Source organism: Fundidesulfovibrio sp. YSD1 (genome assembly GCF_055397115.1).
In genome coordinates this window covers 1,362,403-1,386,689 of the sequence record NZ_AP043666.1, presented here as the reverse complement: position 1 = coordinate 1,386,689, position 24,287 = coordinate 1,362,403, and the positions used below count along the sequence as shown (strand labels likewise).

18 protein-coding genes and 1 CRISPR repeat array are annotated in these 24,287 nt (G+C 61.0%); of the genes, 9 read left to right on the top strand and 9 right to left on the bottom strand.

The genetic code is table 11. The features are described 5' to 3' along the window. Genes ACZ5V4_RS06430 through ACZ5V4_RS06415 form a run of 4 tightly spaced genes read left to right on the top strand, consistent with a single transcriptional unit; the run spans position 1 to position 5,135 of the window. On the top strand, positions 1–1,251 hold the full coding sequence (locus ACZ5V4_RS06430) for a TrbI/VirB10 family protein (protein ID WP_464317352.1): 1,251 nt from the start codon (positions 1–3) through the stop codon (positions 1,249–1,251). Next, entirely contained in the window at positions 1,238–3,253 is a 2,016-nt protein-coding gene (locus ACZ5V4_RS06425; RefSeq protein WP_464317351.1) for a type IV secretory system conjugative DNA transfer family protein, read from the top strand. The genes ACZ5V4_RS06430 and ACZ5V4_RS06425 overlap by 14 nt, the downstream gene beginning before the upstream one ends. After that, positions 3,250–3,789 carry a conjugative transfer signal peptidase TraF gene (gene traF / locus ACZ5V4_RS06420; RefSeq protein ID WP_464317350.1) on the top strand — a complete coding sequence of 180 codons (540 nt, stop codon included), beginning with the start codon at positions 3,250–3,252 and terminating at the stop codon, positions 3,787–3,789. The genes ACZ5V4_RS06425 and traF overlap by 4 nt, the downstream gene beginning before the upstream one ends. Then, the gene (locus ACZ5V4_RS06415; protein WP_464317349.1) at positions 3,786–5,135 is read left to right on the top strand and encodes a hypothetical protein; all 1,350 of its coding nucleotides are present in this window, start codon (positions 3,786–3,788) and stop codon (positions 5,133–5,135) included. The genes traF and ACZ5V4_RS06415 overlap by 4 nt, the downstream gene beginning before the upstream one ends. A 195-nt stretch (positions 5,136–5,330) precedes the next feature. Here ACZ5V4_RS06415 and ACZ5V4_RS06410 read toward each other — a convergent pair whose 3' ends face one another. Then, positions 5,331–5,522, bottom strand: coding sequence for a hypothetical protein (locus ACZ5V4_RS06410; RefSeq protein ID WP_464317348.1), 192 nt, complete (start codon positions 5,520–5,522; stop codon positions 5,331–5,333). A 273-nt stretch (positions 5,523–5,795) separates the two neighbouring features. Between ACZ5V4_RS06410 and ACZ5V4_RS06405 the strand changes: the two genes are divergently transcribed. The 5 genes from ACZ5V4_RS06405 to ACZ5V4_RS06385 are packed head-to-tail and all read left to right on the top strand — an operon-like array spanning position 5,796 to position 11,463. Continuing rightward, complete coding sequence (locus ACZ5V4_RS06405; protein ID WP_464317347.1) at positions 5,796–5,987, top strand: hypothetical protein; 192 nt, start codon at positions 5,796–5,798, stop codon at positions 5,985–5,987. Then, on the top strand, positions 5,977–8,079 hold the full coding sequence (locus ACZ5V4_RS06400; protein WP_464317346.1) for a zincin-like metallopeptidase domain-containing protein: 2,103 nt from the start codon (positions 5,977–5,979) through the stop codon (positions 8,077–8,079). The genes ACZ5V4_RS06405 and ACZ5V4_RS06400 overlap by 11 nt, the downstream gene beginning before the upstream one ends. Then, entirely contained in the window at positions 8,076–8,708 is a 633-nt protein-coding gene (locus tag ACZ5V4_RS06395) for a lytic transglycosylase domain-containing protein (RefSeq protein ID WP_464317345.1), read from the top strand. The genes ACZ5V4_RS06400 and ACZ5V4_RS06395 overlap by 4 nt, the downstream gene beginning before the upstream one ends. Positions 8,709–8,719: 11 nt before the next feature. Continuing rightward, positions 8,720–10,723 carry a type I DNA topoisomerase gene (topA, locus tag ACZ5V4_RS06390; RefSeq protein ID WP_464317344.1) on the top strand — a complete coding sequence of 668 codons (2,004 nt, stop codon included), beginning with the start codon at positions 8,720–8,722 and terminating at the stop codon, positions 10,721–10,723. Beyond that, positions 10,720–11,463, top strand: coding sequence for a phage tail protein (locus ACZ5V4_RS06385; protein WP_464317343.1), 744 nt, complete (start codon positions 10,720–10,722; stop codon positions 11,461–11,463). The genes topA and ACZ5V4_RS06385 overlap by 4 nt, the downstream gene beginning before the upstream one ends. 180 nt (positions 11,464–11,643) lie before the next feature. Then, a CRISPR array of direct repeats spans positions 11,644–14,640; the repeat unit is 32 nt; unit sequence GTTGCAATTCGCGCCCCCGTGGAGGGGGCGAC. Positions 14,641–14,819: 179 nt separating this feature from the next. Here ACZ5V4_RS06385 and cas2 read toward each other — a convergent pair. The 8 genes from cas2 to ACZ5V4_RS06345 form a co-directional block, all read right to left on the bottom strand. Then, a complete protein-coding gene (gene cas2, locus ACZ5V4_RS06380) occupies positions 14,820–15,110 on the bottom strand; it encodes a CRISPR-associated endonuclease Cas2 (protein WP_464317342.1) in 291 nt (96 codons plus the stop codon). A gap of 8 nt (positions 15,111–15,118) precedes the next feature. Next, on the bottom strand, positions 15,119–16,168 hold the full coding sequence (cas1c, locus tag ACZ5V4_RS06375) for a type I-C CRISPR-associated endonuclease Cas1c (protein WP_464317341.1): 1,050 nt from the start codon (positions 16,166–16,168) through the stop codon (positions 15,119–15,121). Next, a complete protein-coding gene (cas4, locus tag ACZ5V4_RS06370) occupies positions 16,168–16,854 on the bottom strand; it encodes a CRISPR-associated protein Cas4 (protein ID WP_464317814.1) in 687 nt (228 codons plus the stop codon). Before cas4 ends, cas1c begins: the two co-directional genes overlap by 1 nt. A gap of 129 nt (positions 16,855–16,983) precedes the next feature. After that, positions 16,984–17,856, bottom strand: coding sequence for a type I-C CRISPR-associated protein Cas7/Csd2 (gene cas7c / locus ACZ5V4_RS06365; protein ID WP_464317340.1), 873 nt, complete (start codon positions 17,854–17,856; stop codon positions 16,984–16,986). A 36-nt stretch (positions 17,857–17,892) separates the two neighbouring features. Beyond that, entirely contained in the window at positions 17,893–19,704 is a 1,812-nt protein-coding gene (gene cas8c / locus ACZ5V4_RS06360) for a type I-C CRISPR-associated protein Cas8c/Csd1 (protein WP_464317339.1), read from the bottom strand. Next, positions 19,701–20,357: a type I-C CRISPR-associated protein Cas5c gene (gene cas5c, locus ACZ5V4_RS06355; RefSeq protein ID WP_464317338.1), complete on the bottom strand. Its 657-nt coding sequence runs from the start codon at positions 20,355–20,357 to the stop codon at positions 19,701–19,703. The genes cas8c and cas5c overlap by 4 nt, the downstream gene beginning before the upstream one ends. A 66-nt stretch (positions 20,358–20,423) precedes the next feature. Further along, entirely contained in the window at positions 20,424–22,973 is a 2,550-nt protein-coding gene (locus tag ACZ5V4_RS06350) for a CRISPR-associated endonuclease Cas3'' (protein WP_464317337.1), read from the bottom strand. A 913-nt stretch (positions 22,974–23,886) separates the two neighbouring features. Further along, a complete protein-coding gene (locus ACZ5V4_RS06345; protein ID WP_464317336.1) occupies positions 23,887–24,273 on the bottom strand; it encodes a YkgJ family cysteine cluster protein in 387 nt (128 codons plus the stop codon). Positions 24,274–24,287: the final 14 nt, after the last annotated feature.

The window sequence follows — 24,287 nt, the reverse complement described above, 5'->3', positions numbered from 1 at the left end:
ATGCCCCGCGATTCACACGATCCCGATGGCTTTGAAGCGCCCCAGAGGATGCGCCGGTTGCCGATCTACCTTGGCCTTGGGGGTGCGGCTCTGCTTGTTGCCATCCTTATCTGGTCGGTGAACTTCTCCGGGACCAAAAAAACCGAAGACGCTCCGAAGGTCCAGGCGGTGGCCAAGGACTCCAAGCCGCTCATCGAGGGCAACGTTGGCCCGGGCTTGGCCGTGGCTCCACCCGTCGAGCCTGCGCCGTCCACGCCGCCACCACAACCAATTGTGGTCGTCACGAGCCCCGAATCACCGGAGTTGACTCGGGAACGTGACGAACTGCGCCGTCGCCGTCACCAGGCGGCCTTGAACGCCCTCTCATCGCCGCTGGTCATCCGCAAGGGCGGCAAGGCGGATGAGTCTTCGCAGTCTTCCAAGGCTGGCTCCTCGGCTGCTCTCGCCCCGGACGGTGCGCGGCGCGACAAGGACCATCCTTTGCCGTCGTCGCTCGCGGACCTCGCGGGACAGCTCCCTGGCAGGGAAGGGGCATATGACCCGGCTGCGGACAGGGATAAGGAGAACTTTTTCGGCCGGGCGGGCGCTAAAGGCGGCGATGCTCAATGGCAGGCCTCCGGGACACGGATCGCTGGCCAACGCTTCGAGGTCAAAACGGGATCGGTGATCCCTGCCACGATGATCGGAGGAATCAACTCCGATCTGCCCGGGCAGATCATCGCTCAGGTCAGCCGCAACGTCTACGACACGGCCGATGGCCGGTATCTTCTCATCCCTCAAGGGGCCAAGCTCTTTGGTATCTATGACTCCAGGATCATCTACGGCCAGTCCAGGGTGCTCGTGGCCTGGAACCGGATCATCTTCCCCGATGGTTCGGCCATCACCCTGGACGCCATGCCCGGGACCGATGGCGCGGGCTATTCCGGATTTAATGACGAGGTGGACAATCATTACTTCCGGATTTTTTCCAACGCCTTGCTCATGACTCTCATCACCGGCGGCACGTCCTGGGCTGTCGATACTGTCACTCCGCAATCTGGCAGTTCCGGCGCTACCCTGGCGAGCAACGCCTCGCCTTCGATGCAGCAGCAGATGGCTTCCAGCTTGGCCACGCAACTGGGCCAGGTCGCGGCCCAGACCCTCACCAAGAACATCAACATCAAGCCCACGCTGGAGATTAGGCCGGGCTACTCGTTCAACGTCGTGGTCACGAAAGACCTGGTGTTTGGGGGTCCGTATGCGGGGCGATAAAGAGTACGGGCTCGGCGGCGTCAAGCGCCGCCCCTCACCCTTCCGCTGGTTCTACCTGGCGTTCATGGTGCTCCTGGCCGTGGCCAGCTTCAGCTACGCCACGCAGCGCGTGGCCATCTATTTCGCCTACCACCAGGGCCTTGGCCAGCATCTCTTCATCGGCTGGGGCCTCGCCTGGTACTCCCCCTTCAAGGTCCTGGACTGGACAAACTTGGCCCGCGAACACGAGGCCGTGCGCCAGGCCATCTTCCAGGCCCAAATGCTGTTCATTGTCCCGCAACTGGTGATCCTCGGCCTGGCAAAGCTCCTCGGCCGATCCCTCAAAGGACGGGATGACCTCCACGGCTCCGCCCGTTGGGCCAGGGAAGAGGACATTCGGGAATCCGGCCTCCTAAACGGCAAGGGCATGTACATCGGGGGCTGGGTCAAGCGGATGGTCGGACCGGCAGTGCTCGTCTGCTGGCTCCTCGGCCGCCCGGTCGAACGGCAGCACTACCTCAGGCACAACGGCGCGGAACACGTCCTCGTCTACGCGCCCACCCGCTCAGGCAAGGGCGTCGGCATCATCATCCCAACCTTGTTGGCCTGGGACGGCTCCACGTGCGTCCTGGACATCAAGGGCGAAAACTGGGCCTTGACTTCAGGCTATCGGAAGTCCCTGGGGCACAAAGTACTCAGGTTCGATCCAACCGATTCCACGGGCAGCTCCGTCCGTTTCAATCCTTTCACTGAAATCCGGCTGGATACTCTGTCTGCGATCCCCGATGTCCAAAATGCGGCCATCATGATTGTTGACCCTGAGGGCAAGGGACTCCAAGACCACTGGGCCAAGGCGGGCTTTGCCTTCATCGCCGGAGCCCTCATGCATTGCATGGTCATGATTCGCTACACGCAGCAACGCATCGCGAATCTATATGATCTCGCCAACATGTTGGCGGATGAGTCCAAGCCGATCACGACCCTCTTTGAGGAAATGCTGCTCACCCCGCATCAAGAGTGGATGCAAGAATGCTTTCCCAACGGGTCCACCGGTGCGGACAAAATTCACGCCTTTATTGCCAGCTCAGCGCGCGAGATGCTGAACAAGCCGGAAAATGAAAGGGGTAGTGTCGTGTCCACTGCCCTGGTCAACCTAGCTCCCTACCGCGATCCCGTGGTGGCAGCGAACACGGAATGCTCTGACTTCCGCGTTGACGACTTTTTGAACCATGAATCCCCACTCAGCCTGTATCTTGTGGTGAGTCCGGCAGACATCAATCGTGTCCGGCCACTGCTCCGTCTTATTCTCAACACTATAATTTCCCGCATCTGCGAACGCATGGAATTTAAAGGCGGTGTGCAAGTCGCTCCGAAGCGTCGCCTGCTTATGCTGCTCGACGAATTCACATCAATCGGCAAGATGGAGATCATCGAGAAATCCATCGCCTTCGCCGCCGGATACGGCATCAACTACATGCTCATCATTCAAGACGTGGAACAGCTCTCCTCTGTCTACGGCAAGGAGAACGGCATCCGTGGAAACTGCCATATTCGCGTGGCCTACGCTCCGAACACGCTGCCTACGGCCAAGGAACTTTCGGAAATGACGGGCAAGACCACGGTTGTTGACCGTAAAACCTCGCTGTCCGAGGGCCGGGGCCTACTCAAATCAGCTTCGGTGAGCGTGTCGGAGACTGCTCGGCCATTGCTGACCCCCGACGAATGCATGCGTCTGCCCGGCCTGCAAAAGGACTCTCAAGGCCGCGCAGTTGAGCCAGGCGACATGCTCATTTTTGTGGCAGGTCGCCCGCCGATCTACGGCAAACAAGTCATGTATTTCCTGGACCCGGTGTTTTCCGCCCGGGCAAAGATCGCGTCCCCGGCGCAGTCCGACACGACCGTCGAAAATCCGATTCCCAGGGGGCACGCTTCCAAGCCCTATCACCCTCCCATCCCTTCTTACACGCAAGGGTACACTGAGTTCTTGGCCGCCAGGGCGGGCAAGAAGGAGACCCTGCAATGATGCGAGCTGTGGCAATCCTTGGGCTTGGCCTTCTCGTTTTTGTGGGGGCGCTCTTCCAGATGGGCATCCGATTCAACCTCACGCCCTCGATGCCCAAAGGCATCTACCGCCTGGCGGAGGTACAGCGCATTGAGCGCGGTGATCTGGTCAGCCTGTGCCTCTCTGGGGCGTTTTCGAGCCTTGCCTTGGAACGCGGCTATCTGCGGCCCGGGAGCTGCCCGGACGGCAGCGCGCCGCTCCTCAAGATCGTCGCCGGTCTGCCGGGCGACGTGGTGGACCTCGGCCCGGACGGCATCCGGATCAACGGTCAGTTGCAGCCGGGCAGCCAGGCTCAGACGTTCGACCGCGAGCACCGTCCCATGCCGGTAGCCCGGGACCTGGTCCCTGGGCGCATTGTGCCCGAGGGGGCGGTACTGGTCCTTTCAGATCAGCATTCAGGGGGCTTCGACGGTAGGTATTTCGGTCTGGCCCCCATGACCGCGCTCCGCAAGGTGGAAGCTGTCAGAGTTTTTACTCCAAAAGGAGAAGACCCGTGAGTGACGAAAAATCAGTTGGCCTTGGACACGAGCGGGGGATCACCGCCAAGGCGCATACCGACCGCGCGCTTCAGGACAGCGAGGATTGGCGGGCCGCGAAGTCGGGCGATTCGATTGCTGCCCTGCGGGTCGTGGAATCCGTCTGGACTCCGGATCGGACAAAGACCCTGGCCGCCCGCTTGGACCCGGCCAAGGAAACGCTCTTCATCTCCGTGCCGAGTACGACCAGGCGTAATGAACTGCCGAAGGTGCTCGGACGGTATTTGGCTCAACAGTTGGGCGGCGTGTTCGAGGAAGGGGATATCTATTATAAGCCCAAGCATGAAGCCCCTGTGAAGGGAATTTCACCCCGGGAACGCCCGTTCGCCATTCGAAACTATCATCCTGACGAGCAGGATTCCCTCTGGAAATCCGCCCAGGGCCGGAATGTGGTGGTAACTGAAGATGTGTTCACCACCGGGGCCTCTGCCAAGGCCTTCGTGCGGGCGCTCAACGAATCCGGGGTACATGTGGACAGCGTGGCCGGGATTATGGGGGACGCCCGGCTGGACCCTGAGCCTCAATTGGTCAGCAAGCTGGCCAGAACGCTTCGTCACGCCGGAATCGGCGTGAAGGCCAAAGACCTCGCCGCGCTCTTGTCCAAGGGCGAGGTGAATGTTATTATCCAAAATATTCATGAAGCGAGGACCGACCATGAGCGACACGAACTTGCCCGAAACCTACAAGGGCTACTCGACGAAAGAACTCCTGGCCTTCTGGGATCGCTACTGCGAGGGCAAGGAGCGGGCAGCTCCCGTGGAGAAGATACTGGCAATGCACGACCTGCTGAAAGAGTACAAGATCGCGCCAGTATTCAGGAATCCGGGCGCGGTGAGCTACATCAAAACGCCGGAATCCACGGCGGCGTAACCTCTCATCCCGATTCCACTTCCCTGAATCGCCCCGGCCTTCATCCCCAGGCCGGGGCCTTTGACCTCCCCCTTTCGAAAAAACACCTTCCCAAATCCCCGCCCCTCGCGGAGCCCCTGCGGCAAAGCGCGCGGAACTTCCTGGAGGCCGACAAGGCCTATCGGGCGTCTTTTCGCATGTCCCGCGACAAGGTGGCGGAGAGCATGGCCACCACCCAAAAAGCCAAAGAAGAGGCGCGTGAGCACTTCGTGGATGAAGCTTTGCGCTTCATCGGTTCCTACGGCGTTGAAGCCTTCTGGAGCCAGGTGAATGCCATCGCGGGTCCGAAGGCCGCCGAATTGGTCAATGAAATCTCGCAGAGCAGGGGCTTGGGCCTGGCCAAAGACAAGGGTCTGGAACTGTCCCTGACAACTCTGAGGGAAGAGCAAGGCAACTGAACCGTAAAACCAGAGGAGGCATTTTATGGGCAATCAATTTCGTCTCGATATTCCGCAGGAAACGCTTCTACGTGACATAAGAAGCACCCTCTTTCAGTTCCAAAATCAGTTCCAACATTTGGAAACACTCCCGGACAATGTTGGATTCATGGTCACGGCTCTCGATGACAAGGTGTCCGTCACCGTGACGGACATTCATTCAAGGCATTTAATCCCGCTGCCCAGGAACTGACCGAACAAGGCAGCAAGCTCCTCGATTCGGTCAATGCCATTCTCACAAAAGAATTCCCTGGCGAGGAGTTCACCGTTCAGCTTCAGGAATCGCCTTTCGCGGAATCCCTCCGTCAAAGCACCCTGGCCTGTCTGGCTGCTGAGCAGGAATATCAAGCGTCATTCGGTGGTTCGCGTGAACGGGTGTTGGAGCAAATCACGTGCGCTCAGAAATCCGTGACGAAGGCGAAGGAGAATTTCGGTCATGACGCAGAGCGGTTCATTTATGAACATGGGAAAAGAAATTTTTGCTCTGTGGTCGCCGAGGTCGCAGGGGAATCCAGGCTGGCCGATGAATACTTGCTCGCCCAAAACCGGGCCAAGGACCAGAGCCGCGAGTTGTCTCGGTAACAACTTAAGCCTCGGCCTATCAGTGCCGGAAAGAGAGGAATGATGGACAAGGAGTATTTGCAATCAGCGGCCCGGGCCGTTGAAGCCCAGTGCCTCAATAATCCGGTGCTCGGCATCCCGGTCGATCCCGAAGTGGCGGAATTCATGGGCGCGTTCCAGGAGCAGGCGGTCACCCTGGACGATCTGGACGCCATGCTCTTCGACGAAGGGGCTGACGGCCATGGCTGTTGAGGCGGTTGCCCACAAACCGCTCCACGAGGTGTTCGCCGAACAGATCATCGAGGACCTCAAGCTGGGCGTGGCCCCCTGGCAAAAGCCCTGGCTGCCGGGGCAGCTCTATCCCCCAATGAACCCCGTGTCCGGAACGGTGTACAGCGGCATCAACCGGTTGATGCTCTCGCGCAAGGGGTATGCCGATCCACGGTGGATGACCCTGCGGCAGGCGAACTCGATAGACTGCCGAGTCCGCAAGGGGGAGAAGTCCCAGCCTATCGTTTTCTGGCAGTTCACCAAGGATGTCCCTGCCACGGATGACCAGGGCAAGCCCATCCTGGATGCCGACGGCAAGCAGGTCATGGAGACGGTCCAGTTGGCCAGGCCCATTGTCCGGTTCTCGTCGGTCTTCCATGTCAGCCAGCTCGAAGGGAACGTTCCGCCACTGGACGTCTCGACGCTCGTCCGGAGCTGGGACGCGAACCTGAAGGCCGAAGCCATCCTGGCGAATTCCGGCGCGGTTATCAAACACAACCAGCGCAGTCGGGCCTTCTACAGCCCGGCCAAGGACGAAATATGCCTTCCCCCCATGGAGCAGTTTCCCACGCCCGGGAACTACTATTCCACCGCGCTGCATGAGCTTGGCCACTGGACAGGGCATGAGTCGCGCATGGCGCGCGAATTCGGCCCCTTCGGGTCCGAGGTCTACGCCAGGGAGGAACTGAGGGCGGAGATCGCATCCTGGATGCTCGGCCAGGATTTGGGCATCGGCTACGACCCTGGCCAGCACCTTTCCTACGTGAATTCGTGGATCAAGGTGCTGGAGCAGGACCCCTATGAAATCGTCCGGGCGTGCCGGGACGCAGAAAAGATCAAACAATACGTTCTCGATATGGAACTAAAGCAGGAACTTACCCACGAGGTGTCGGCCCCGGCCCCGGACAACGAAACGCCTGAGATCGCCAAGGAAAAGACCTACCTCCGCGTGCCTTTCAAGGAAAAGAACCTTGCGCGAACTGCCGGGGCCAAGTGGGATGCCAAGGCCAAGCTCTGGTTTGCGCCAGTGGGCGCGAACCTGGCAAAGTTGCAAGCCTGGCGCACGGCAAAGGCTCCCGAACCCGCCCACACCATGGACCCCCAGCAAGAGTTCGCTGAAGCCCTGCGCGCGGCCGGGCTCGATCTGGGCGGGCAACCTCCCGTCATGGACGGCAAAATGCACCGGGTGCCTACCCTGGACGGAAAGTCGGGCTCCCTGGACGGCGCGTATGTCGGCCACCTCGATGGCCATCCGGCGGGCTGGTATGAGAACCACAAAACCGGCGAAGAAGCCAAATGGAAGGCCACTGGCCATACCCTGACGGAGGAACAAAAGACCACGCTTCGAGTGGAGGCCGCCGAACGCGCCCAGCTGCGCGAGAATGAGCAGCGTGCCGAACAGGATCGCGTCGCGCGTGAATGCGCGGTGTCGTTTGCCGAACGGCACCTTGCGTCGGGCGAGCACTCTTACTTGGCCAAGAAGGGCATCCCGCCTCTTGGTGACATCAAGGAGTCCCGGACAGGGGAAGTCCTGCTGGTGCCTCTGTACAATGCCGCTGGCGAGTTGCGGAACGTCCAGGAGATCGCTCCCGACGGCGGCAAGCGCTTCCAGGCGGGCGGAGAGAAGAAGGGCTGCTTCTTCATGATCGACTCGGTCCATTCTGGAAGATTAGGGACGGGCGAACTGCTGCTTGCCGAGGGCTATGCCACCGGCGTCAGCCTGCACATGGCCACGGGCCTGCCGGTGGCCGTGGCCTTCGACGCGGGCAACCTGGAGCCCGTGGCCAAAACACTGCGGGAGAAATTCCCCGAGGCGAAAATCGCCATCTGCGCGGACAACGACCTCTGGACAACTAGACCCAACGGGAAACCCTGGAATCCTGGAGCCGAATTTGCCTCACAAGCGGCTCAGGCCGTCGGCGGGTGTTGGGTCGCCCCTGCATTCACGCAGGAGGAGCTGGAAGCACGACCGACCGACTTCAACGACTTGCATCGTGCGCGCGGCCTGGAGGCGGTCAAACAGCAAGTGAGCCAGGTCCTCCAAAACCAGAAATGCCAAGGGATTGAACGATGACCCTGGAGAGCCCGACCGTGCGGGTGGTTTGTGCATTGCTCCTGCTGGTGCTGACTTCCGGGCGGGCGATGGCGACGTCGGAAGAGGAGCTTCACGCGCTCTTCGACGTGCCTTGCGAGCGCTACGGCGTTCCGAAGCCGCTGGCCATGGCCATCGCTCGCAAAGAAAGCGCCATGTCGCCCTGGATCATGAACGTCGAGGGGCGCACCGTCCGAAACAACACCAGGGAAGAGGCTCTTGCTCTCAGCCGGGCGGCACTGCGGCTCGGGCTCTCCTTCGACATCGGCGTCATGCAAGTCAATTCGCAGTGGCTCAGGCGGTACAATCTGCCTTTGGAAGCTGTCATGGACCCACGCGGCAATATCCAGGTCGGCACGTGGATTCTCGGTCAGGAAATCAAGCGCCACGGCCTCACCTGGAGGGCCGTGGCCGCTTACCACACGCCCAACACTGATTCCGAGCGTGGCCGTGCCTACGCGGAGGACGTGATTCGCCGCATCTTCGGCCGGGCGACTCCGGCTGCGTCAGTGGACCGGCCATCCGCAAGCAGAGAGTCGGCTCTGGGCCGGGACAAAGCGGCGGCGTCTCCCATGTTGGTGAAGCGGTATCGAGTGGTCAGCAACGATTGAAGAGGTGCAGTATGAAGCTCTTGATTGTCGAATCTCCCGGTAAGGTGTCCAAGCTCAAAGGCTTCCTCGGACAGGGCTGGGATGTCCTGGCCAGCGTCGGCCACGTGCGCGACCTCCCCGAAAAGGAAATCGGGGTGGGCGCGCCTGACTTCCGCCCCACCTACACCCCGACAGAACGCGGCAGGTCGGTGCTGGCCAGGCTGACCAAGGCCGTGAAGGCAGCCGACGAAGTGTACCTGGCCACGGACCCCGACCGTGAAGGTGAGGCCATTGCCTGGCATCTCAAGGACGCCCTCAAGCTCCAGAACGAACGGCGCGTGACCTACACCGAAATCACGGAAAAGGCGGTCAAGGCGGCAGTGGCAAAACCCCGTCACCTGGATATGAACCTGGTCGCCGCGCAGGAGGCCCGCCGCGTGCTGGATCGTCTCGTGGGCTACCTGGTTCCCCGTCCCCTGGGGAACCTCCTGGGGGGCAAGCGACCCGCCGGGCGCGTGCAAACCCCAGCGTTGCGGTTGATCGTCGAGCGCGAGCGCGACATCCGGGACCATCGCGTCACCACGCATTTCGGCGTGGAGCTGGTCTTCGACACCCTGCCCAACATTTCCCAGGGCTGGAAGGCCATCTGGATGGTCAAGGAGTGGCTGCCCGAGGGCCAGGAATACATCCTGGACAAGGAGCTGGCCACCAAGATCGCGGCCGTCCGGCGGGTGGTCGTGCTCTCATGCAAGGACTCCAAAAGCAGCTCGGCCCCTCCTGCCCCGTTCACCACCTCCACTCTGCAACAGGCCGCCTCGAACGCGCTCAAGCTCTCACCCAAGGAGACCATGGGTGCGGCGCAGAAACTCTATGAGGGCGGGCATATCACCTACATGCGCACCGACTCGCCCAACCTGAGCGTTGAGGCTGTTGCCGAAATCCAGGAATTTTGCCGAAGCCAGGGTTGGCCAATCGTGACCAAGCCACGCTCCTGGAAGAGCAAGTCCGGCGCGCAGGAAGCCCACGAGGCCATTCGGCCCACGCACGTCGAGGTGGCGGTCGCGGGCGAAACCGACACCGAGAAGGCCTTGTACGACTTGATCCGGCGGCGGACCCTGGCCAGCCAGCTCGAAGACGCACTTTTCGCCGTCCGCGAGGTTGTGCTCCAGGGGGAAGCGGTGAGCGGCAAAACGCCCGTGTTCGAGGCGAGGGGGCGGACCCTGCTCAAGCCAGGCTGGAAGGTGGTCATGGCCACGGACCAGGCCGATGAATCCGAAGAGGAGCCGGAGAACCCGGTCCCCTCCCTCAAGGAGGGTGGGCAGCTCGCCGTCAAGGAGGGTCTGGTCCTGACCAAGAAGACCAAGCCCCGTCCGAGGTACACGGAAGCCGCCCTGGTGAAGGCCCTTGAGAACAGCGGCATTGGCCGTCCATCGACCTATGCGGCCATCTTAGCCAAGCTCGTGGACCACGGGTATGTCCGTCTCGAAAAGCGCGTCCTGGTGCCTACACCCGAAGGGGAGGCCGTGATTGGCGCGTTGGTCGGCAAGTTCGCCTTCCTGGAGTACGCCTTCACCCAGGGCATGGAAGAGGATCTGGACGCTGTTGCCGAGGGCAAGGCCAAGTACCTCGATACCGTGCGGAAGTTCTACGGCTCCTTCGAGATGGAGCTCCGGGCGTTCCAGGCTGCCCTTCCAAGCTTCCCGTGTCCTGACTGCGGGAAGCCCCTGGTCCACCGGGTCAAGGCCGGTCCCAAGGGGTATGATTTTTGGGGCTGTTCGGGCTACCCGGACTGCACGGCCAACTTCTTTCCGGACGGCGACAAGCCCGGGCGGCGCAAGGAGAAGCAGGGAAAACCCTCTCTCAGCGAGCACAAGTGTCCGGACTGCGGCAAGGCTTTGGTCCACCGGGTTAAGAACGGCGACGGCGGATACAACTTCTGGGGCTGTTCGGGTTTTTCCCGAGAAGGGAATAGCTGCCGTGCTACCTTCAATGACGCAGGGGGCAAGCCTGGCTCCCGCCAGGAGGCTCGGAAATGATGTTGCGATTTCACCTGCTGTTGTTATTGGCCATGCTGATCGTCCTCCCTAAGTCTGTCTTGGCCGCCGATGCCACAAGTTTTGATCCATCCTCGGTCACGATTAACAGCCAAAGCACTATTGCCGTTGGGACGGTCATCGCTTGGCCTGCAGGCTCAAACCCCTCTGACATGCCCAAATGGCTGGAGTGCAACGGCCAAGTGGTCCCCGCTGGTGCTCTGTATGATCGCCTCCGATCTGTCTTGGGGTCAAACAATGTCCCGAATTACAACGATCAATTTCTACGTGGCACGGGCGTTGCGGGCCAGGTCGGTCAACAAGTTTCGGATACGATTGCGAGTCATGCCGTGCTCATACCCGGACAGGTTGCTCCTGTTTCTGGGAGTTTGGCCTCTACTGCCATCACAGGAACTGCGTCCTCTCAGCAATTCAATTGGTCTGGGAATGTCGGATTCAACTATCAGGCTACTGCTTCTTCTCAGTCCTTAGTTGTTGGCGCAGCGCAGAACCACATTTTGGTTTGGACGTCGTACAATAACGACAATTTCACGGCACGGGGAACAACGGATAACTTTACTGTAAGTGGCTGGACAGGAGGTGGATCAATTTTCGGTTCCTTGGCAAATGGTTCAGTTTCTGGTTTTGCAAGCGTTGCCGCGCAAACGGGCAACTACACTGGAGGAGCTGAGACTGCACCACGTCATGTCAAGGTCCGTTATCTTATCCGTGCTATCCAGTAGTTTGGTGAAGGAGTTTCATTGTATGCTCGCGTACACAATTCAGCGCACTTTGCGGGATGGATTTCCAAGGCTCGATGATCTCAAGGTCGGACAAAGTTTCGTTCTTTTTGAGCTGCTTGAAGATAAGTCTCTTCGGGTTGCTGAACTCCCGCTTGTCGTTGATTAATACATATGCACTGCGTTGCAATTCGCGCCCCCGTGGAGGGGGCGACCCTGCCGCTGCTCGTGGCTTTCAGTCTGTGTTCTGGTTGCAATTCGCGCCCCCGTGGAGGGGGCGACAGCAGCGTGTTGTACGCGGCTCCGTTGGCCGCATGGTTGCAATTCGCGCCCCCGTGGAGGGGGCGACCGTTTGCCTCGGGTACCTGTTCGGAGACAGCGGGGTTGCAATTCGCGCCCCCGTGGAGGGGGCGACCGGCCGCGGTAGAACAGTTTCCGGTGTTCCATGAGTTGCAATTCGCGCCCCCGTGGAGGGGGCGACAGGATGGTGAGGGGCCTTATGAGACGCGCCTTGGTTGCAATTCGCGCCCCCGTGGAGGGGGCGACCGCGAACTACGCGGAGCGGAGCCAGGCCACGCGGTTGCAATTCGCGCCCCCGTGGAGGGGGCGACGACGCGGAGGAGTTTCCCCGCGCCGTGAGCAGGCGCGTTGCAATTCGCGCCCCCGTGGAGGGGGCGACGCATCCACAGGTCATCCAGCATTTCCTTACGAGTTGCAATTCGCGCCCCCGTGGAGGGGGCGACTCCTTGGCCACCTCCTGGAGGGTGAGCTCGAACGCGTTGCAATTCGCGCCCCCGTGGAGGGGGCGACGCCGTGGGCATGACCTCAACAAACTTGTTCAGTTCGGTTGCAATTCGCGCCCCCGTGGAGGGGGCGACAGTTCCGGGGGGAGAGCCGCCTGTCCCCGGCCATGTTGCAATTCGCGCCCCCGTGGAGGGGGCGACGCTGGACCATAACTCGACTGAGGAGGGGCCTCTGGTTGCAATTCGCGCCCCCGTGGAGGGGGCGACGTCCCTTCGTTTCCATCCCCGCAACGAAATTCGTAGTTGCAATTCGCGCCCCCGTGGAGGGGGCGACATACATGCTCAAACGGGCGGGAGTCCTGAGCATGGTTGCAATTCGCGCCCCCGTGGAGGGGGCGACGAGTGCGGGACGTTTCGAGTACGTGGTAAATGCCGGTTGCAATTCGCGCCCCCGTGGAGGGGGCGACTTTCAAATCGCGTATTGAATCCAAGTTATCCAAGTTGCAATTCGCGCCCCCGTGGAGGGGGCGACCGGGAGGCCGTGGCAGCCGATGGCGCGGTCGTAGGTTGCAATTCGCGCCCCCGTGGAGGGGGCGACTCCTGCGCAGACCACAGCGCGGTAGCCCTGGGCCTGTTGCAATTCGCGCCCCCGTGGAGGGGGCGACGCACACCGGGCAGTGGTAGACGCGGCATCCGGCGTTGCAATTCGCGCCCCCGTGGAGGGGGCGACCCAGGCCGAGGGCCGTGAGCAGGCAGGCGAGCCAGTTGCAATTCGCGCCCCCGTGGAGGGGGCGACCAGCCACGAAACGGGCGGATTTCGTCGTCTTGAGGTTGCAATTCGCGCCCCCGTGGAGGGGGCGACGCAGGAGCGCGATGACCGCGTGGACGCGCCTGGTTGCAATTCGCGCCCCCGTGGAGGGGGCGACACGGTGCAGGGCGCAGAAGAGCAGGCCGTCGCCGTTGCAATTCGCGCCCCCGTGGAGGGGGCGACTCATGACCGGATACGCCCTCAACGTCTGGGCGGAGTTGCAATTCGCGCCCCCGTGGAGGGGGCGACTTTGGGAAGGGGGAAGGCTTCGCATCCTGGACAGGTTGCAATTCGCGCCCCCGTGGAGGGGGCGACAAGGGGGATAGGCTCGTCCGGGCCGAAGTCTTCCGGTTGCAATTCGCGCCCCCGTGGAGGGGGCGACAAACCGAGTGATCGAGGTGGTGAATGCCATACAGTTGCAATTCGCGCCCCCGTGGAGGGGGCGACGCGCTGCTGTTGGCGATTCTCCCGGACATGGAAAGTTGCAATTCGCGCCCCCGTGGAGGGGGCGACCACGCCGTCGGTCTGGCGGACCCACAGGTCAGAAGTTGCAATTCGCGCCCCCGTGGAGGGGGCGACTGTACTCCGTGGGCATCATGCTCAGGATGGAGAGGTTGCAATTCGCGCCCCCGTGGAGGGGGCGACGGAACCGTCGCGGCTGCGCGCTTGGCTATTACGCGGTTGCAATTCGCGCCCCCGTGGAGGGGGCGACAGTGGGCTGGATTGGGGCTGATGCCAGGGAGAGTTGCAATTCGCGCCCCCGTGGAGGGGGCGACTTTCCCAGGTCATCCGACTGCGGATTGACATAGGTTGCAATTCGCGCCCCCGTGGAGGGGGCGACTGTCCCAGTCTTCGCGCTGGAGCGTAGCGTTACGGTTGCAATTCGCGCCCCCGTGGAGGGGGCGACGTCACCAGGCCCGGTGCGCTCGAGGTAAGCCTGGTTGCAATTCGCGCCCCCGTGGAGGGGGCGACGTAGTAGCGGCGCAGCAGGGCCTGCTCCATGGAGTTGCAATTCGCGCCCCCGTGGAGGGGGCGACGCGCCAGCTTCGAGAGGTCCGTGAGCACCTGGGCGTTGCAATTCGCGCCCCCGTGGAGGGGGCGACGTGGTGACCCCGGAGGCCCCGGAGAGTTCCATGGTTGCAATTCGCGCCCCCGTGGAGGGGGCGACCAGTCGGGGTCCGTAAGGAAAAGGAGCACTTCATAGTTGCAATTCGCGCCCCCGTGGAGGGGGCGACTGGAGCGGTCGCGGTCGTCTGCGGCCATGTAGGAGTTGCAATTCGCGCCCCCGTGGAGGGGGCGACAAAGATGCCCTCCGGAAGCTGGACGCCTGGAGCGTTGCAATTCGCGCCCCCGTGGAGGGGGCGACGCACGAGCCGGACCATCCCGCCGAGCGAGGCCGAGTTGCAATTCGCGCCCCCGTGGAGGGGGCGACTCACGGCGTTGTCCAAGCCAGCGTTCAGAGCCATGTTGCAATTCGCGCCCCCGTGGAGGGGGCGACGCGCCAAGCTGCTGAGCCGCCGTGTTTTCGCCCAGTTGCAATTCGCGCCCCCGTGGAGGGGGCGACGTCAACGGCCATAAACTCGGGATTTCGCCTCAGGTTGCAATTCGCGCCCCCGTGGAGGGGGCGACCGGTATCGTTTCAATCCGCTGTGGCTCTACAGCGGGAGGCGGTTTTCCGAGCATTGTCTCCACGCCAACCCCGGATTTGGCCTCACAGCAAATTCATATTCGATTATCAAAGAAATTCAAATCATTCCATCTGCGGGCATCTCCCAGCACTTTATGCTCACCGGGGGTTCGCGCATCCCTCAAATCACCAACGGGCCTGCCTGGTCGTAGTCTTTCCGAACCCCGGAATGTTCTACACGCCGCTCCCAGTTGGCTCCGAGAAAATAGAAACGCAAACTGTCTTTCTCTGGGTCGATGGCATCCGTCAGACGCGCCCGTAGGAACTCCCACTGTGCGGGGTCCACCAAACACTCAAAGACCGAAAACTGCACCCGCACTCCCCGGTTCTGACAAAGCTTCGCAACCTTGCGAAGGCGCTTCGCCCCCCCGGGTTCGGAAGTGCATACGTCGTAGCTCACCACAACCAGCATTTCCCCTCCTACCGCCAAGCATAGGGCACATAGGCTGCCACATCACCACGGAGAACTCGTGCCAGCAATTGGGCCTGAACAAAGGGCACAAGCCCTAGCGGCATGGCCTCCCCAACATAGGGGTGTTTGATCTCCAGCATTTTCCTACGCTGATAAGCGATGACGAAATCGCGCCGGGACTGGTCCGTAAGCCTTGCCTCGCCCGTGGGAAGCACATCAAGATCACCTGCTTGTATCTGGCCCCGGTTGATCAAGGCCAGGACGAGCCGATCCACCATGACCACCCGAAACTCTTCCATGATGTCCAGCGCCAAGCCTGGGCGTCCAGGCCTGTCCGCGTGGAGGAAGCCAACCTGAGGATCAAGCCCGACACTGGATACTGCTGCGGCAACGTCATGCGCCAGGAGCGCATAACCAAATGACAGCAATGAGTTGACCCTGCCGATCGACGGCCTGCGGCTGCGCCCAACGAACTTAAAATCAGGATCGGAATTTATGATGAAGCATTCAAATACCCCGAAATAGCGCGCGGCTGCTTCGCCTTCGACCGCTCGCAAGGCGTTGAGCCCCCCGGCCGCAATGCGGGGAGAGTCCATGTCTTGCGCAAGGCCGGAAAGTGCATCAGCAGCCTCGTCCAGCGCCTGCGACCCTGCCGGGCTTGAATGACGCCGGTCCCTGGCCCCGCGCCTTAAGGCCACCCGCTGATTGGCCAGCTTGCCAAGCACCACTGAGCGCGCCAGGGCGAATCCCTGTGAGGCATCGTCGGAGGCGCGATACTGTGCGCGCCGCAGGTGGACGTTGCCGCTCACGGGAGCCACGATGCGCGCGCGATAGCGGCCCTGCGGAGAGAGAAGGCTGACAGGCACCCCGGTTTCGCACAGCGCTCCTGCCAGGGGCGTGGACATGCCCACGCGCCCGAAGCAGACAATGCTCTCCAGTGTATGAATGGGCACGCGCAGGCTCGGTTTATCGGGAGGTTCAACCACGATAGCTTCTCCCTCTTTGGACAGGCGGGTTCCTTCCGTGAGCAGATACAAAACATTCCCGAGTTTGCGCATCATAATCCCCTGTCGCTGTGTTCTTCATCGCCCAGAGGGGCGTCGGGCTTGGCCAGAGCGGCCAAGGCGGCCAGCGTCGCCTTCTCTCCAGGCAGCTTGGGCAGACAATGCGCCAGGAGGGAGCAGCCCCTGCACAATCGTGAAGCGAAACGGGCTTTAAGAACACTGGCTTGCGTGAGCATCTGTCTGATCTCCGAAACGCTTCGCTCGACCAGTTCGCGAAGGGAAGCGTCGAACGCGACGGGAATACGCCGCCTCACGGCCTCGTACCAGATGGCCCCTTCCGGTATGGAAAGCCCCAACATCTCCTCCAGGCACATGGCCTGGGCGCAGAGCTGGGCCAGATCAAGCCGCCTTTCCGGCGCAGGAGTCACTCCATCCGGGCCATGCTTGGGCTTGCCGACCTTCACTTCAACCGGCACTACCCGTCCGTCGGCGTGGAACTCGACCACGTCCGCAACGCCAGCCATCCCCAGCCGCTGGCAGCAAAGTCTCAGCCCGTATTCCCTTCGGACGCCGGGACGCGAGATGCCATGTTCGTGATGGACGGATTCGTGGCGCACCCGCCCCTTCGCAGTCGCGCGGTTTTCGCTCCAGCAGCGCTCAATGTGGATGAGTCCGCACTGGCGAGGGCAGTAAAGCCAGTGCTGAATGGCTGACAACGTTACTTCCGGAGTTTGCTCCACGGCGTCCAACCTTCCTTGGGCCGGTTCGTCCGGTTCCCGACGGGCAGAAGACCTGCTTCATGGTCGAGCAAGGGAGACGCCGAAGTGCGGCGTCTCCCTCAAATCACATAGTGGACTGGCCGTGCCTGGCTAAACCACTTCCAGCAGCTCCACGCCGGTCGGCAGGCCCTGGCGGTTCACCTGGATGGAATAGTCCGAGAAACTCCGCGCCGGGCTGTCCTGTCCGTTGACGCGTTGGTGGGTGACAAGATCGAACAGGGCATGGGCCGGGGCATCGCCCAGGACGCTCTGATGGCGGAAGACCAGCAGTTTACGTACGCTCATGAGTCCCCTGGCGGCGCTGCGGTCGTGCTCGAACATGTTGGTCAGGGCCTCCAGCAGGAGTTCCATGTCCGTTTCGGTAAAGCCGGTCTTGGCGGCCAGCGCGGCGGAAATGAACCCGTGCGCGCGGTAGAGACCGTAGGGCAGCACGGACTTACGGCCCATGGTGCGTTCCTTCTCAAGATCCTTGGCGTTGGTGACGGCGCACCGGGTCATGGAAATGTCGAGCGGGACAACGGGGTCCACGCTGCGGGCGAAGGCCAGTTGAACCGGGCCGCGAACCTGGCCGCAGTTGACCTCCGTGGTCATCACCGCCCCGAAGGCGCGGATGTCGAAGAACTGCCTACACATCCAGTCGGTCAGCGCCTTGGCTTTTCCAGCCTCTTTGGGGAGCTTCTTGGATTCGGCCTTCAGTCCCTGGGCTTCGTAGGCCATCTGGTGGTTGTCGTTGAGAACGGCTTTCTCCGTGACGTAGATGGCGTGAGGTGGCTTGAAATCGTGCTTGAGAGCCACATAGTTGCGCAACTTGCGCTTGAGGCAGACGTCGGTCACCAACCCGTGATTGGTCTCCGGGTCCAGCCGGGGCAGGTTGCCAGCGTCGGGGTCGCCGTTGGGGTTGCCGTTCTCGACGTCGAAATAGAGGATGAACTCATGGCGCTTGCTCAAAATGGACTCGTTCATGCTGATGCTCCTTGAGAAATGGCGTATTACGACGGCCTATGCCTGGGTTTCTTCCGGGGACTGCGCGGTGTCCTTTTTGGTGAAGAAGACCTTGCGCTGATGATAATAGCCGATGGCGAAGCGCCCCTGGCCGGGCAGGTCCAGGTGCCTGGGAAAACCGGGGCAGCCGCCAGGCATGGCGTCGAGTATTTCCTGGACAAGGGTTTCCCGGACTATGCGCAGGCCAGGCTTGTCATCGAGCTTGCCGAGGTGGTGGCGCAACCTGGACAAAAGCTGCGGGAACACTGTGGCGGGAGTGGAACTGGCCGCCCCGTAGAAGCGATCGGCGATGGAAGCGTTCAACTGGCCCAGGGCGTCGCGCTGGATATGCTCCAACGTGGCAAAGAGCCTGCCCAGCAGATAGCCGGGTTCACGGCAGGTTTCGTCCAAGCTCACGGTGAGTCCCTCCTTGTTGATGCACTGTGGCAGACGCCGCAACACGGCCTTGATCAGGGCCACGCGGGCGCGGGTTCTTCCTTCGTAGACTTTCTCCCTGTCCGGGTGGAAGCCCTCCGCACGCAGACGGCCAAGCGCCAGCGGAAGCAAGGCCAATGGATACTGTCCCCCCATAGTCACGGCCCGCACCAACGGCTCGGAAAAATGGGCCGGGATGTTCTTCTCATCGCCTCGAACCGCCAGCGCTTTGAGGAGCTGAAACGGGGCATATCGCTCCGGCTCGGCCTCGAAGCTCTTTTCCAGGTCCATGTCGGCGTGATGGGCGGCCACGTGCCGGGCCACCTCACCGACAGTGGATTCCAGCCAGAGTTTTACGGCCAAGCGGGCAGCGTTGGGCGCGAGGCCCAAGAGGTAGAAAGGAGTCTCTGGGTCGCCCAATTCCGGGGCTGGTCTTCCCCGGACAAGCGCCCGGAGTGTGGATTCCACCTTGTTGGCCAGTTGTTGGTCCTGTGCCTCGTCTCCGCCTTCCATCCGCACGCCGAACAGGGCCGAGTAGATGTCTTCGCCGGGACTTGGCTTGTCGGTCCAGAACACCAGGGTCATGGTTTCGCCGAAATCGACCTTGCGCCGGGAGCCCTGGGCCAGCAGGTAGTTGAGGGCAGTTGTGTAGGCCCTGGCTGCATCCGAAGAAACAGGCGCATTGAGATTTTGTTTCTTGCCGTAGGAGCAAAAAGCGGGAGCATTGTAGCTGACCAAACTGGCTCCTGCCGTCTGTGCTCCCCTGACCCCTTTGATTGCTCCATGAAGGACGGCGGGATCGCATTGTTCACCTGTAACCAGACACATCGATTTTGTCCGGGCATCTTCCATGGGGGTCATGCGTTCAGCCCAAAGCTTCCTGGCTGCGTCCCGGGAATGAACAAACCCCTCGCTGCCTTCAAGGACGAACACAAGATTGCCCTGGCCCAGATCGGGCCAGTGAGGGAGATTCTGGGCTTGAGCGGGATCAAAATTGCGGGTGAAAGCCAGCACGGCGCGCACCCCCTCATCATCCACATCTCCGGCCACGTCTGCGCTGAACGCAACGAATGCCTCACGGCATTTGGCCGTACGTGCTTCGTTGTCGTCCTCCGGGATTGCCCCCAACACATAACGGGCCGCATCCCACAGGAAGTTGGCTTTGATTCCGCTCCCCTTCTTTTCACCCAATGAAGGGACCACCACCGTTCTGGGCTTGGGCGTCTTCCCGGTCGTGTCGCGCAAATCCCGCACGGGTGGGTCGGCCAGGGTTCCGTCCAGGCGGAGCACCAGGGCGAACGACGCCTTTTCCGGGGCAAATCCGGGCTCGGCCACTCCGGAATCCGGATCATCCAGCAGCCGCTGGTACAGGTCAACCAACCGGGTAAGGATCATTGGCGGACCTCCTGGCTGCCAGGCGGCGGCACATCGATAACGCCATCCATCATCCTAGCCCTGAAGAAGGAGGCCTGCGCGTCACGCTCGAAGTCGATGTCGTGAAGCATCCAGCCCAGATCGCGTTCAGGCTTCCCCTGGTAGAACGAGGCAGGCATGTCCCCATCCACGGGCGAAAGCGCCGCCGGGAATTCCCGGCAGCCGAGATAGGGCTGGCAGAAGTGCCGTCCTTCGCGCAGGCGTCGATTGAACTGGTCCAGATGCTTGCCGGGGTTGGGCGCATCAAGGCCGGTCTCCTCGAAGCGGGCCTCGATCACGTAATCCACATCGCGCAAGAGCAGCGCCGCGCGTTGCATCCTGTCGTCGTCGCTCACCAGCTGCATGACGTTCCCGGTTTGCATTGCCTGCTGCACGGTGCGCGGCGAAATGGTCGAGGCAACCTCGTTTCGCCGGATGCCGATCAGCCTGATTTCGGACAGCACATGAATGCGGGTGACGATCCAGCGGATGGCCGGTTTCCAATACACCGCCGACAAAAGGCCCCGCGCGGCGGTCGGAGTGATCGCATCATAGGAGACGCGCTCCACCTTCATCTCCGGCCTGCTGAAGCAGGCCAAGTCTCCTTTGGCCCTCAATCGCACGCCATAGGCCATATCTCCTCCTTAGCGAACTGGTTGTTCAATCACGTTGCGGTGGATTGAACCGCTCCCGCGATGGCTTCACACCACATATTGGTCCACATCGAGGCCGTCTCCTTCCAGGGTCAGGCCAAGGCCTCCCCGGTCGTAACGGTGAAGATCGACAAGCACTCCTGACTGGCCGGGTAGAATCTCCCTCACGATGCCGGAGCGAACCATCTCCCGGAATATGGTGCGGGGAACATCCACGGCCAGACGCCCAGCCCGCCGAGCGAGACCGCGCAACATGCCGAGATGCTGTCGGGGATTTTTCAGTGCGCTCTCGAAGACTTCGAGCAGCCGGACGGCTTCCTCATCGACCGGGACGAAAACTGTCGGATAGTCGGAGTCGATCATCCTGTATTTTGCCGCAATGTCTTCAAAGGGGAAATCCCAGGACTGTGAAGCTGCTAGGATGGAAGGCACGATCTTCGAGATATCCAGGCGTTCATGCCCAGCAAGCCAGTAAATCTCACGGAAATAGCTGTTTATGGCCTCAGGACAGAAGGGGTCAGCAGTGAAACGGTTAAGGATCGACCTGCCAGCATCTGCCGCTGCCGCCCTCTCGCCGCGCAAAGGCCGACCCACAAGAGTGAACACCGTCAACTGCCCCTTGCCGGATAGTTTGCCTTCTCGGTTGCAGCGTCCCGCTGCCTGGGCAAGAGAATCAAGCCCCGCCATGGACCGGAAAACCCTCGGGAAATCCACGTCCACGCCAGCCTCCACGAGGGTCGTTGCCACCAGTCGGCAGGGACGGCCAGTCTTGAGGCGCTGCCGGACCCGCCGCAGCACGTCTTCGCGATCCAAGGCGCAAAGGTTGCGAGACAGGTGGAATATGTCTTCAGTGTCCATCGAGAGCCCGCGCAACGTGGAAAAAACCTCCGCAGCCTGCGTCCGCGTGTCCACGATGGCCAAGACCTTGGGAGACTCGGTCAAGGCTTCAGCCAGTTCTTCCGTTGTCAGCTCACCACGCTGGACCAATTCAACCCGGGACAGGGCCTCGAACAGGGTTCCGGGATCGGTTACGATCTCCCGGGCAGGGGGAAGCCCGTCGAAGCTGTCACGCTTCTCCAGGGCTGGCTGTGTGGCGGTGCAGAGAACGACGCTTGCCCCGGCCGCCAACAGGCACTCCAGGGCGCGAAGCGTCGGAAGCAGGAGCCCTCTCGGCAGGCATTGGGCTTCATCAAGTATGACGACGGCGTTTGCGAGGTTGTGGATCTTGCGGCAGCGGGAGGGTTTGTTTGAAAAGAGCGACTCGAAGAGCTGCACATTGGTGGTTACCACGATCGTGGCGTCATAATTTTCCGAAGCAAGGCGTGCGCCTAGGCTGTCTGCATCCGGGTCACGCAAGGACTGGTGCTCGACGACCACGTCCGGGCCGCATCCGGTCAAAGCGCCCCTGAAAACCGAGGCGGTCTGTTCCACAATGCTGTTGAACGGGATGGCATACACTACCCTGCTCAGCCCATTGATCTTGGCGTGCCGCAGGGCAAAGGCCAACGAAGAGAGGGTCTTGCCTCCGCCCGTGGGGACAGTCAGCGAAAAAAGACCGGGGGAAGATTCGGCGGTCGAGAGGCAATCGCGCAGCACCTGGCTGCGCACCAAGTTCACCTTCGAGGGAATGGCTCCTGCAACCAGCGACTCCAGATGACGTGCAAGAGTTTCGTCGAGCAGGTCTAGGGATGGCCCCGCAGGGCGCGCAGCGGCACGCGTGGGGTCCATGAATTGTTCGGTGTCCAAGAAATCCGCGTCCACAAGGCATGAGAACAACAGACGGACAAAGAAGCAGGCCCGAGAAACAATATCTTTCTGTGTACTTGCTTGCAGAAATTGGGGTGGTTGCCCCGGCAGCCGTTCCAGAGGCAGTCTGGCCAAGGCAAAAGCCTGCTCCGCCCAGGAATAAGGCGGCCAATCCGAATCTGGCCGCTGAGTAACATCGGTTGGAATGAATGGCGTAAGCTGCCCCTCCAATGAGGAGCCATCCTGAAGGCCGTTGGGAAGGCCGCCATGGTGTCCGGCCACGGCGAAGGCTACAAGTTTGGCCAGCATTCGTCTCGCGGCCTGGCTTTGAACAGGATGTGCCGGATCGTCAGCCAATGCCAGAAGTACACTGGCCGATGCCTTCTTGTGGTCCACTTTGCTTGGGCGCTTACCGGCGGCGGATGCGCAAAGGTAAGCTTGCCAGCGTGGATTGGATTTTAGCAGATCATGTGCCAAGCCTGCGAGGCGGCCCCAATCCTGGGCGTTGAACTTGGCGGAGAAAGTGGCAGTGAGCGTAGAGACGTTTCGCAAATGTTGCGCCAGACTTTGCCACTCCTCTTGTGATCCTCCGGCAGTGTGTGCAAAAAGAGGCGTTTCGATAGTGATCCTCCTTGCTGCAACATGTTGATATCGTACATTAACCCAGGATGGTGGCAAGGTAGGAAAACTGGAATCAAATGATGTTGAGGTTTTTGAAGCGAAGAATGCAGCCAAGTGGCAATAATGATAGGTGTTTACTATGAATTCCCGGTTCAGAAATTCGGCGAGGGGTGAAATCATTTTGCGCCAAGTGAATACACTTGAGCAAGGCGTGGAGTTGCATATGTTCATTGTCTTTTCATCGGATAGTGGCGCGCTCCCGCCAGGCCAGGCCATCAAGCGGCAATTGGTGGACCAGGACCTGGTCCTTAACTGGACCCTCGGCCCCATGAAGCATGTCTAGGGGGTGTCATGGAATTTCAACTCGAAAATCCTTACGATCCAGCGGTAATCGAAGCTCCAAATCCGGCTGTGGCCGTAGCTGCCGCCATGGCCATGGGCGGGTCAAGATTTTCGATCCGCGATCCGGACACGGGCCGCAGGTGGCCCAATGGGGAAGCGCCGGACACCTGGTTCGAGCATGAGACCGGACTTCTCTGTGGAACGTTCCTTGAGGGCAATCGCACGGCCGTAGCTGTGGCTTTAGAAAGTGTGCGCCTCGTGGGGCCGCGATCTTGCCCAGCCGTGGACGTGCCCGGGCGTGCGCGGTATTTCGCCCGAGGCTTGAGACAGGCTCCCAGTAAATCCCAACCAAGCGGTGCCTAATCTTGCCAAAGTCCCATCGCTTCCAGCAATGCTTCTGCCTCTGCTCCCCGCTTAAGCGCATCTATCGCCTCGGGCGAGACGTGGATCAAGATCGCCTCGAAAGCCTTCCTCGTCATCTTTGCCGCCTTCCACGGTCGCGTGGCTAGGTAGCGGGTCTTTGGAATGCCCAAGACCTCCCAGGCCTTGGGTGCTGGGGCTATCAGTGTCTGACACTCGGGACAGACGTTATGAGGCTTCCCGGCCGAATCCTCGATTGCCAGGGCTGGCCCGACGTATGGGCAGGCGGAGCACTTCATTATGCGTTCAAAGTGGTAATTTTTTTACGCGACGGAGCGTTGTGTTTTCGGCACGTTAGCTTCAACGCTCACTTGGTATACGAATGCTGGCCAGCTCCTGCAGGGCCTTTTCAGCGAATAATTCTTCCCACTCAATGGCACAATTACGAGTCCTGGGCGCAAAGTTTTCCCACCCAATCATCCCACCCGCGACAGCCAATCTTTATCGCCAATTCAGGAGACGGGATGAATTCCCGGCAATGTCCCGGTTTGGTCGCATGGATTCGGCAGGTGTAAATACTGCCTTTCTTCCGAAGCCATGGACACCGGTCCGCCATTTCTCCACGGCGACCATCTTTGGTAATTTTGAACCACATCTCACGAACTAATACTTTGTCCTTTACGATTATTGGTTCAATTCGAACAAGGATGTCGTGGCGTTGCTCTTTATTCCATCGTTTCCAGTCTTCATCACTGCAACTTGTTTGGCTCGCTCCAACAAGGTTGAGGCAACAATTTCCACATTGGCGGCATTCAAATGTATCTCGCATTGTTCCCCCTTGGC